This window comes from Arthrobacter sp. SPT-J7, assembly GCF_059089965.1.
On record NZ_JBNHFF010000139.1, the window covers coordinates 1 to 8,700 of the forward strand.

The 8,700-nt window shown below is 64.8% G+C and carries 10 protein-coding genes; 5 read left to right on the forward strand and 5 right to left on the reverse strand.

All coding sequences use genetic code 11. From position 1 onward, the window contains the following. Positions 1 to 18: 18 nt before the first annotated feature. Both AC5RWX_RS26955 and AC5RWX_RS26960 read right to left on the reverse strand, forming a co-directional pair. Entirely contained in the window at positions 19 to 891 is an 873-nt protein-coding gene (locus AC5RWX_RS26955) for an NAD-dependent epimerase/dehydratase family protein (RefSeq protein ID WP_494099332.1), read from the reverse strand. Next, on the reverse strand, positions 888 to 1,481 hold the full coding sequence (locus tag AC5RWX_RS26960) for an adenylate kinase (RefSeq protein WP_494099333.1): 594 nt from the start codon (positions 1,479 to 1,481) through the stop codon (positions 888 to 890). Before AC5RWX_RS26960 ends, AC5RWX_RS26955 begins: the two co-directional genes overlap by 4 nt. Positions 1,482 to 1,775: 294 nt before the next feature. On the opposite strand from AC5RWX_RS26960, the gene AC5RWX_RS26965 reads away from it, so the two are divergent. Both AC5RWX_RS26965 and AC5RWX_RS26970 read left to right on the forward strand, forming a co-directional pair. Next, positions 1,776 to 2,519, forward strand: coding sequence for a GAF and ANTAR domain-containing protein (locus AC5RWX_RS26965; protein ID WP_494099334.1), 744 nt, complete (start codon positions 1,776 to 1,778; stop codon positions 2,517 to 2,519). A gap of 123 nt (positions 2,520 to 2,642) precedes the next feature. Further along, positions 2,643 to 3,065, forward strand: a complete 423-nt coding sequence (locus tag AC5RWX_RS26970; RefSeq protein ID WP_494099335.1) for a response regulator transcription factor — start codon at positions 2,643 to 2,645, stop codon at positions 3,063 to 3,065. A 144-nt stretch (positions 3,066 to 3,209) separates the two neighbouring features. On the opposite strand, the gene AC5RWX_RS26975 is transcribed toward AC5RWX_RS26970, so the two are convergent. Then, a complete protein-coding gene (locus tag AC5RWX_RS26975; protein ID WP_494099336.1) occupies positions 3,210 to 3,983 on the reverse strand; it encodes a lytic transglycosylase domain-containing protein in 774 nt (257 codons plus the stop codon). 187 nt (positions 3,984 to 4,170) lie between these two features. Here AC5RWX_RS26975 and AC5RWX_RS26980 point away from each other — a divergent pair, with 187 nt between their 5' ends. From AC5RWX_RS26980 to AC5RWX_RS26990, 3 genes are all read left to right on the forward strand, one after another. Further along, positions 4,171 to 4,863, forward strand: coding sequence for a DUF4956 domain-containing protein (locus AC5RWX_RS26980; protein ID WP_494099337.1), 693 nt, complete (start codon positions 4,171 to 4,173; stop codon positions 4,861 to 4,863). Continuing rightward, complete coding sequence (locus AC5RWX_RS26985; protein WP_494099338.1) at positions 4,860 to 5,444, forward strand: polyphosphate polymerase domain-containing protein; 585 nt, start codon at positions 4,860 to 4,862, stop codon at positions 5,442 to 5,444. Before AC5RWX_RS26980 ends, AC5RWX_RS26985 begins: the two co-directional genes overlap by 4 nt. Positions 5,445 to 5,690: 246 nt before the next feature. Then, positions 5,691 to 7,259, forward strand: coding sequence for a carbohydrate-binding domain-containing protein (locus tag AC5RWX_RS26990; protein WP_494099339.1), 1,569 nt, complete (start codon positions 5,691 to 5,693; stop codon positions 7,257 to 7,259). Positions 7,260 to 7,364: 105 nt separating this feature from the next. Here AC5RWX_RS26990 and AC5RWX_RS26995 read toward each other — a convergent pair whose 3' ends face one another. Both AC5RWX_RS26995 and AC5RWX_RS27000 read right to left on the reverse strand, forming a co-directional pair. Next, positions 7,365 to 8,201, reverse strand: a complete 837-nt coding sequence (locus AC5RWX_RS26995; RefSeq protein ID WP_494099340.1) for an alpha/beta fold hydrolase — start codon at positions 8,199 to 8,201, stop codon at positions 7,365 to 7,367. Positions 8,202 to 8,294: 93 nt separating this feature from the next. Beyond that, on the reverse strand, positions 8,295 to 8,492 hold the full coding sequence (locus AC5RWX_RS27000) for a hypothetical protein (protein ID WP_494099341.1): 198 nt from the start codon (positions 8,490 to 8,492) through the stop codon (positions 8,295 to 8,297). Between the last annotated feature and the right edge of the window lie 208 nt (positions 8,493 to 8,700).

Consider the following 8,700-nt stretch of genomic DNA (forward strand, 5'->3'; position numbering starts at 1 on the left):
GCGGCTGGACGTTGCGGGCTAGATTGAGGCCCCTGCGGGGATGTCCGGGCGGTGGCTCCGCCAGGAGTATTCGGGCTCGAAACCGAGCAGCCGCCTGGCTTTGTCAATGGACAGCATGGTCTCGTGCTCGCCCAGGTCCTTCGTGACCTTGACGTCGGGGAACACCTCGGCCGCAAGTTCCGCGCTTGGCCGGCTCATCACCGTGTCCGCGTTGGCGATGATGTAGGCCTCGAAGCCCGGTCCGGCGTTTTCCAGCGCTCGGACCACGGCCTGCGCGCCGTCCCGGCCATCGATGTAGCTCCAGAGGTTCCATTTCCGCAGCGTTGAGTCGGCATCGAAAGCCGGAAATTTGTCATAGTCTTCGGGGTCCATGACGTTGGAGAACCGGAGCCCGGAGATGCTCAACTCCGGGTCCCACCGCGTCAGCTCCACCGCCATTTGCTCCTCGAGGTGCTTCACCAGCGAGTAGGTGCTCTCCGGCCTGGCAGGATACTCCTCGTCCACCGGAATGTAGGGCGGGTCGACGTCGAACGGCAATCCCAGCACCGTCTCGCTGGAGGCGTACACCACCTTCTTGATTCCGGACCGGCGGGCCGCCTGGAACACGTTGTAGGTGGCGAGCATGTTGTTTTCGAACGTGGCCGCGTCCGGAATGATGCCGGGGGCGGGAACGGCACCGAGGTGGACCACTGCGTCAAACCCGCTGTGGCGGTCGTCCACTCCCAGCAGGACGTCCAGGACCTGGCCGTAGTTGCGGAGATCCACCACCACCAGCCCCGGGTTCCGCTCCCCCGCGCGGTCCAGGTTGAGCACCTGGTGTCCGTCATTGGCCAGCCTGCGCACCACGTGCCGTCCAAGCTTTCCGCTTCCTCCTGTTACTGCCACCCTCATGCGCGTTCTCCCTTCCCGTTGAAAAAGCGTTCGACGGCGGCGATTGCAAGTTCGGTGATGTCGCCGGGGTCGCCGCTGCCGTCCACCGGCACCAGCAAGCCCCGGCCTGCGTAGACGGACACGACTTCATGGGTCTCGCGGTGGTAGAGATCAAGGCGGCGCCGGAACACGTCCACAGTATCGTCCCTGCGGCCTTCGTCCTTGGCGCGTTTCAGCATCCGCTGTTCCAGCTCTGCGTCGGCGGCCTGGAGCTCTATGACCGCATCAAGGGCTTGCCCCTGGGAAGCCAGCATGTTGTCCAGTTCCATGACCTGGGGCGCGGTCCTCGGGTAGCCGTCCAAAAGGAACCCTGCCTTGACGTCGGACTCAAGGAGCCGGTCCTTGACGAGGGCGTTGGTGAGGTGGTCCGGGACGAAGTCACCGTCGTTGAGGTACTTTGCGGCTTCATTGCCGAGTCTGGTCTCCCGGCTGACATTGCTCCGGAAGATCTCTCCGGTGGAGACGGTGGGGACACCAAAGTGCCGCGCCAGGTGTTCCGCCTGCGTTCCCTTGCCTGAGCCGGGCGGACCGATGATAAGCAGTCTGGTCATGTTTCTGTTCCTCCGCGGCGCAGCACCGCTGGTTTCCGGGTCCGCCGCCGGCAGCTCGGGCGCGTGCCCTATTCTGCCCGCAAAACACGTTCAGGCGCCAGCAGCCCCGGGGCATTCGGGGAAGCAAACATGACGTTTCCCGTGCCCTGAGGATGTATATACTTCTCGGTATCGGTTTAGCAGCAGGCCGTTGGAAAGTTCGTCGATCCAGCGAGCATTGCCACCTTCCGCCCTTCGGGTGGACGGAGCATGTTGCCGGCTCGTTTTGACCTGAGCGAATGGCACCAAGAAACCGTGGCCAGCGAGTCAACTACAAAAACCGATACATCCATTACTGACCACCTGCATGAACTTGTCCTCAACAGCTCCGATGTTGAGGACTTCCTTAACGAACTGGCGCAGGTGTCCGCCCGCAATCTTTCCGAGCCCGGCGACGAGATCCTGTGCGCCATCACCCTGCTGCGGGAACGGAAAGCCGCCATGGTGGCCAGCAGCAGCCCGTCCGCCGAGGCCGTGGCACGGCTTGAGTACGAGTTCAACCAAACGCCGAGCATGATTGCCTCCACCACCGAGGAGACCGTCCATGTTCCGGATATCCGCGAGGACGGGCAGTGGCCCGAATACTCTGCGGCCTTGCTGGGCGAGGGCGTCCGCTCCGTCCTTGCGTTGCCTTTCCAGTTGGAAGGCGGCACCAAGGCGGCTCTATTGCTGTATTCAGGCCGCCCCAAACGGTTTGAAGAACGGGTGCTCGAATTCGCCGAGGACTTCGTCAGCCAGACCTCCCTCGCGCTCCGGCTTGCCGTCCGTTTTGCGCATTACAGCGAGACAGCGGCAAATCTGCGTGCCACCCTGGAGTCACGGACAGTGATCGACATGGCAGTGGGCATAATCATGGCCCAGAACCGCTGCAGCCAGCACGACGCCTTCGAGATCCTGAAGACGGCGTCCAGCACCCGCAACTCAAAACTGCATGACGTTGCCACGGCTGTAGTCAACGCCCTCGGCCAGGGCCCGGCACGCACCCATTACGACGGGTAGCAGCCGGCGTCGGGCCGCTTCGACAGCGCTGGGGCGCGCCGGAGTCGGCTGCATTGCCCGGCGTTGTTGCTGTCCACCGGCACCGGTGGCCGTTAGACTAAGGCAACTTGTGCCGGGGGGCTAATGGAAACGAAGCGTGTCTGCCTCGTCGTTGAAGACAACGACGATATCCGCGGACTGATCACAATGGTCCTGGTGCGTGCCGGCTTCCAGGTGAGGGCCGTCCCCACTGGAGCCGAGGGCATCGCTGCAGCCGCGGATCCCGCGGTCGGGCTGGTAACCCTGGATCTGGGGCTGCCTGATATGGACGGGCATGTGGTCGCCCGCGCCATCCGGGCGTTGAGCAAGGCTCCCCTGCTGTTCCTCACGGCCAGGTCCGAAAATGACGACGTGCTGGCCGGAATGGCGTCCGGCGCCGCCGCCTACCTCACCAAGCCCTTCCATCCGAAGGAGCTCCAGGACGTGGCGGAACAGCTCTGCCCGGCCCATCACCCACCGGTACCCCTTTCACAGGCGCCACACATATCCGGCAGATCTCTCTGCTAGTTTGCCTGCCTAGAAATGAGGCATGACTCTTCAGTAGACCGAACCCAGTAAAGGCAGCCGCTTCCGGCGCTTTACGGGGAACGCTGCGGGGAGGGCCCCGGAGGTGGCCGGCGGTGCCGGACGGGGCCAGTAGCGCCACGGTTGTTATCCGATAGTGCCCGTCGTTTCGGCGTACGCGGCGGCCTGGTCACGTACCTGGACCAGGTAGGTATCCGACTGGTTGTAGGAGTAGATGGCGTCAGTCCAACCGCGCGCGGTGGTGACATCACGGCCGTGGGCGCACAGGTAGCTGGCTGTGCTAAGCGCAGCGTCGTCAATGTTGAAGGGATCCGCTGCCCCGTCACCATTGCCGTCGCGCCCCGCAAGCTCCCACGTGGAGGGGATGAACTGCATGGGCCCCACGGCACGGTCCCAGCGTGCGTCACCATCGAGGGCTCCGGCATCCGTGTCAGCAATGGCGGCGAACCCGTTTCCGTCCAGGCTCGGGCCAACAATGGGTCCGCTGGCCTGTCCCGCGGAGTCCAGGCTTCCGCCGCCGTAGGCCCCGTGGTGGGATTCGACGAAGCCAACTGCCGCCACCGTATTCCAGCCGATCCCGCAGCGCGGAGAGGACTGGTTGGCCGCGCCCGCCGCAGCCACATAGGCCCGCAGCGCCCGCTCGGGAATGCCGGTCTGCGCGGCAGCCTGCGCGAGCCAGCCGGCATCCGCGTTCCGGGTGATGTTCACGGCGGGCGTGATGCCGGTAGGAAGCGCTTCGAGTTTCACCCCCGACCGTGGCGGCGGATCGAGGGCCACACGGGCATCCCCGCCGGACTGCTGGAGTGCCCAAAATGACAACGCTGTGCTGACGCAGACCGCGAACACGGTGAAAACGATGAGACGCCTGAGGCGCAGCTCGGTGTCGCGGCAGTCAGTCACGCGTTTGATCCTACCGATCGACGCCGGCCGGGCACATCAATTGCCCGATGTGGCGGTGGTCCTGCCTGGAAACAGCAGGTAAACGTGGGCTGAACACTCATATTGCGTCCTGGGTTTCGTCACAGCACCTGCACAGCTTGGGCCCGGAAAGTGAAGCCCAGCCCACCAAAAACACCCGGAGAATCTCATGAACCCAGTAATTTTCATTGTCGCCGACCTCACGGCCATCAGTATCCTGACCTTCGCCATGTACCTCCGGCGGCACCGCCGCCGCGACCTGGTGGTGTCCTACCTGGGTATGAACGTGGGCGTACTTGCCGTTGCCACGGCACTATCCGGTTCGGCCGCCGGCCTGGGACTGGGACTGGGTCTCTTTGGCGTCCTGTCCATCATCCGGCTCCGCTCCACCGAGTTGGCCCAGCACGAGGTTGCTTACTACTTCTCCGCCCTGGCCCTTGGGCTGATCGCAGGCCTGGGCATTGAGCCCCTCTGGCTGACCGGTTCACTGATGGCCCTGATCCTGCTGGTGATGTTCGTGGGGGACCATCCCCGCGTCCTGCCGGCCCATCGCCACCAGACCGTGGTTTTGGACCGGGCCATTGCCGAAGATGGCGAACTCTACGCCCGGCTCGAGGAAGTACTGAACGGCGAGGTCCACTCAGCCACCATTTCGGAACTGGACCTGGTCAATGACAAAACCATCGTGGATGTCCGGTACGCCTACGCTCCCGCAGCCTTCCCGGCCGCTCCGGCAACCATCTCGGGAATGACGACGGCGGCGTCCGCCGTCCCTGCCCACTCCCCGGCCGCGGCACCGGCACCGGCTCCGGCACCTGTCCACGCCTCCGCCCCCTCTCATGTCCGGGCAGGCGCGGCATGAGCACGTCTGCAGCTGCCGCCGTCGGGAACGTCCACCTGCTGCCTCCGGTAGGGCTTGAAGAGCTCAACGCCGAGGCTGCGCTCCAGACCCGGGTGGACCGGAAGTACGTGGTTCCCGCCGGGCTGGCCCGCCGGCTGCTGGGCACCTTCCGGGCAGATGCGCGGGTGCTGGAGATGCACGGCTCCCGCAACTTCGCCTACGACTCCGTCTACTTCGATACCGCCGCTCTGGACAGCTACCTGCTGGCCGCCCACGGCCGCCGGCGCCGCTACAAGATCCGCACTCGAACCTACGTGGACAGCGCGGTGAGTTTCCTGGAGGTCAAAACCGAAGGCGCGCGGGAAGTAACGGTCAAGGAGCGGATTCCTTATCGCCTTGAAGACCGGGCCCGGCTGACCGTCGAAGGCCTGGAGTACGTGCGCGAAACGCTTACTGCGTCGGTGGGTGCCATGCCGCCCGGCCGCCTCGGGGCAGTACTGGAAACCCGTTACAACCGGACTACTTTATACCTGCCCGAGTCCGGGAGCCGCGCCACGATCGACACCGACGTGACCTGGCGGCGCCCGGCCCAGGCAGCGTAGGTGCTCGATGAGGCGGTGATCCTGGAGACGAAGTCTGGCTCCACCGCGGGGCCGCTTGACCGGCACCTATGGTCCCACGGCGTCAGGCCCTCCCGGATCTCCAAATTCGCCACGGGGATGGCGGCGCTCTGCCCCGACCTTCCGTCCAACCGATGGCACCGGACCCGCCGCAGCATGTCTCTCCGGCCCGCCGCCTAAACTCCCTCTTTCCGCTTCGCGCTCCCCACAACTTTTTAAGGACCCACCATGAAGAACCTCCGTGCCCACCTTTCCGTTGCCGGCCTGGCCGTGACTATCGGCCTGGCGGGCTGCTCAGCTGCAGGCACCACTCCCACCGGCGTCTCAGCCATCAGCGGCACCGGTACCACGTCCGCCGGCGTCGCCCAGGCCGTCTCACTGGACACCCTGGCCGAGGACACCCACTACAACGCCGACGACCTCACCTGGGACGCCGCCGCCGAAGTAGCCGTAACCCTGGCTGACGGCGCCAGCACGGCAGCCCCTACGTCGTCGGACGCCGTAAACGTCGACGGCGACACCATCACCATCACAGCGGCCGGCACCTATCGCCTCAGCGGCTCATTGCCGGACGGACAGGTAGTGGTGGCGGCCGGCGAAGAAGACGTGGTCCGCATAATCCTTGACGGCGCGGACGTCACCAGCTCCACCGGCTCCCCGTTTGTGGTGCAAAGCGCCAATGAGGCCATCGTTCACCTCGAGAACGGAACCACCAACACCCTCGACGATGCCGCCACCTACTCGGACCAGGGGACTGACGCGCCCAACGCCGCGCTGTACTCCATGGCAGACCTGACCATTGCCGGCACGGGTTCGCTGGCGGTGGACGGCAACTTCAACGATGGCATCTCCTCGAAGGACGGACTGGTCCTGGCTGCTGGTTCCGTGACGGTGGACGCAGCGGACGACGGCATTGTGGGCAAGGACTACGCGGTGCTGCTGGACGGGGCATACCAGGTGTCGGCCGCCGGTGACGGCTTCAAGTCCGACAACGACGAGGACGAAGGCCGCGGCTGGGTGCTGATCAACGGCGGAACCCTCAACGTCGCCGCCGGCGATGACGGCATCAAGGCCTTCAATACCCTCACCATCGCCGCCGGCACCACCATGGTGGAGGAATCCGAGGAAGGCCTGGAGGCCCAGCACATCACCATGACTGGAGGAACCGCTACCGTCACCGCCAACGACGACGGCGTGAACGCCTCGGGTGGCAGCAGCACTTCCGGCACCGGCGGGATGGGCGGGGGTGAAATGGCCGCGGGGGACTACACCGTGGACGTCAGCGGCGGCCTGCTGACCATCAACTCCCAGGGCGACGGCCTGGACTCCAACGGCAACGCAAGCATCTCCGGCGGCACCGTCGTCGTCAGCGGCCCCACCAACAGCGGAAACGGCGCCCTGGATGTCAACGGCGAACTGGCCGTTACCGGCGGAACCTTGGCGGCGTCAGGAAGCGCCGGCATGGTGGTTACGCCGGGCTCATCCTCTACCCAGTCCGGTGTTCAGGTGACGCTTGGATCATCAGTCGCCGCGGGTACTGTCATCCAGGTGGCCGACTCCGCCGGAACTGTGGTGGCGGCCTTCGTCACCAGCAAGGCCATGGCATCACTGGTCTACTCCTCTGCTGCCATCACGGAGGGACAGGAATACACCATCTACACCGGCGGCACGGCGACTGTCAGCGCGGGTATCGGTGAAGGCTCACTGGACGGCGCCACAGAGCAGGGCGCGGTTACGGCCGGCGAGTACACCGCCGCCCAGGGCCCCGGCGGCGGTGGCGGCGGACCGCGCTGGTAACCCACAACGCCCCACCCACTCCCGCACACAGAACCACAACGCCCCATCACGCCCGGCGACGGAGGATTATCACCGTCGCCGGGCGTGATGGAGCGTTAAGCGGGACTACTGGGCGAGGAAGCGCAGCAGCGCTTCATTAACCTCCGCGGCGTGGGTCAACAGCAGGCCATGCGGGGCGCCCTCAATCTCCACATACTCCGCGCTGGGTAGGGCCTTGGCGAACAACCGTCCGGTGGAGTCGATGGGGAGGATGTTATCCGCGGTGCCGTGGAGGATCAGTGCCGGAACGTCAATATTGTCGATGTCCCCGCGGAAGTCCGTAAGCCAGGTTGGCTGCGCCGCAACAGATGCAGTGGCCCCTGCGCTGGAGGCCGTGTTCCAGCTGGCGGTGACGGCCTCCTGGCTGAGGCGGGGCGTGCCAAGGAACGTGTCGGTGTTGTAGAAGTTCTTGAAAAATTCAGTGAAGAACGAATATCGGTCTGTCGTGACAGCCTGATTCAACCCATCGAAGACCTCCTGCGGGACACCGTTCGGATTGTCGTCGGTCTTCAGCAGGAAAGGTTCCAGGGATCCGAGGAACGCCGCCCTCGCCACCCGTGTCGAGCCGTAGGTGCTCAGGTAGCGGGCCACCTCGCCGGTACCCATCGAGAAGCCGACCAGCACCACGTTGCTGAGGTCCAGAGTGGTCAGAATGGTGTTGAGATCGGCAGCAAAGGTGTCGTAATCATATCCCTCGGTGGTTTTGCTCGACTTCCCGAAGCCGCGGCGGTCATACGTGATGACGCGGTAACCGGCACCCAGCAGCGCGGCGGTCTGCTTCTCCCAGGAGGCGCCGTCCAGAGGATAGCCGTGGATCAGCACGACGGGCTGGCCCGAGCCATGGTCCTCGTAGTAAAGCTCGATGTCAGTGCTGTTTTCAGTTCCAACGGTGATGAAAGCCATCGCGGCGGTCCTTTCGAGACTGTGGGATCGATGCGGGCGGGAGATGCTTGGCCCGCGCAATTCCTACTCTAGGGTGGTCCGCCGTGCTCCACGCTACGGGGAGGGCTGCGGAAGCTCGCAGGATATCTGGGGGTTGGCACCCATATAGTTCAGCGGGCCGGCGGCGATAGTAATCGCTATCGTCCCTGCTTGCGCGCAGTTCCCCGGCGCGGAACCGAAGTAGCCGCGCTGCCACGCAGCCACACCGCCGATGATCAGCCAGATGACAACGAGAGCTCCGAGAATCCGCATGATTCCTCCATAGGCCGTGGCGGCTGTGGGTTCAATTATGCGGTGTCAGCCGGCAAAAGTGAGAGAGCGATTGGGGAAAACCTGCGGAAGGTGAGAGAACGTTCCGGGAAAACCCGCGGAAAGTGAGGGAGCGTCCGGGGGCGGACACAAAAAGGCACCTCCGGTCCCGGACGAATCCGGTACCGGAGGTGCCTTCTGTAGTGAACAG

Coding starts and splice junctions, on each gene's coding strand:
- AC5RWX_RS26955 (WP_494099332.1), bottom strand. CDS start 891: ATGAGGGTGGCAGTAACAGGAGGAAGCGGAAAGCTTGGACGGCACGTG.
- AC5RWX_RS26960 (WP_494099333.1), bottom strand. CDS start 1,481: ATGACCAGACTGCTTATCATCGGTCCGCCCGGCTCAGGCAAGGGAACG.
- AC5RWX_RS26970 (WP_494099335.1), top strand. CDS start 2,643: ATGGAAACGAAGCGTGTCTGCCTCGTCGTTGAAGACAACGACGATATC.
- AC5RWX_RS26980 (WP_494099337.1), top strand. CDS start 4,171: ATGAACCCAGTAATTTTCATTGTCGCCGACCTCACGGCCATCAGTATC.
- AC5RWX_RS26985 (WP_494099338.1), top strand. CDS start 4,860: ATGAGCACGTCTGCAGCTGCCGCCGTCGGGAACGTCCACCTGCTGCCT.
- AC5RWX_RS26990 (WP_494099339.1), top strand. CDS start 5,691: ATGAAGAACCTCCGTGCCCACCTTTCCGTTGCCGGCCTGGCCGTGACT.
- AC5RWX_RS26995 (WP_494099340.1), bottom strand. CDS start 8,201: ATGGCTTTCATCACCGTTGGAACTGAAAACAGCACTGACATCGAGCTT.
- AC5RWX_RS27000 (WP_494099341.1), bottom strand. CDS start 8,492: ATGCGGATTCTCGGAGCTCTCGTTGTCATCTGGCTGATCATCGGCGGT.